Annotated in this window: 1 protein-coding gene; it reads left to right on the top strand. The window is 38.1% G+C overall.

Annotated features, from left to right (window positions below):
- Positions 1-21: 21 nt before the first annotated feature.
- The coding region (locus EP57_RS07880) for a lectin-like domain-containing protein (RefSeq protein ID WP_149028039.1) at positions 22-770 on the top strand (749 nt) is incomplete at its 3' end.

Below are 770 nucleotides of genomic sequence, written 5' to 3'. Positions count from 1 at the left end.
GCAACAAAAGCAGAAAGTAAATTGAAAAGTAGTCAAGAAGAAGGTCAGGGGTCTTTTTCGGATGTTACGGATTATTTCTCCGTGGTGCCTGGGAAATCATCGAGTATTGAAAAGAATATAGTTACAATTACTCCGAATAGACCAAGTCAAGCAGGTGGACTATGGTCGGATGCTTCGAATAAAGTGGATTTAACAAAAAACTTCCATTTGAAAGCTGATCTGTTTATGGGTACAGATAGTAATGGTGCTGACGGAATGGCATTTGTTATGCAGAATGATCCTAGAGGAAATAAAGCTATTGCAGGAAACGGTGGTGCAATGGGTCTTTATGGTGATTCCTATATCAAGAACGCATTAGCCGTAGAGATTGATACGTATATTAATGACGGAACTGAGTTTGCTGAGAAGTGGGATTATGACGTAAAACCTAAGAATGAACATATCGCAATTACAGTACCAGGAGTAGGACCAATCATTGAACACAATGCACTCAATGTTTTACCAAATGGCACGTATTTTGAAGATAGCGAATTCCATGAAGTATCATTTGATTGGAATGCGGCCACTAGAACATTAAGTTATAACTACCGTGGTTACACTGGAAGTTATCAAGTTCAAAGTTTACAAGACACATTTGGTGGAAATGAAGTATTTTTTGGTTTTGTTGGATCAACTGGTCAAAGAAGCAATTTACAACAACTTAAAATCACAGAACTCCAAATCAACGGCATTTCTCCAGAACTAGCACTAGAAATCAACGACACAAAAGG

The sequence above is a fragment of the Listeria booriae genome (assembly GCF_000766865.1).
In the GTDB taxonomy this organism is placed as follows: Bacteria; Bacillota; Bacilli; order Lactobacillales; family Listeriaceae; genus Listeria_A; species Listeria_A booriae.
The sequence above is the reverse complement of the archived record's forward strand: the minus strand, read 5'-3'. Positions and strand labels throughout refer to the sequence as shown.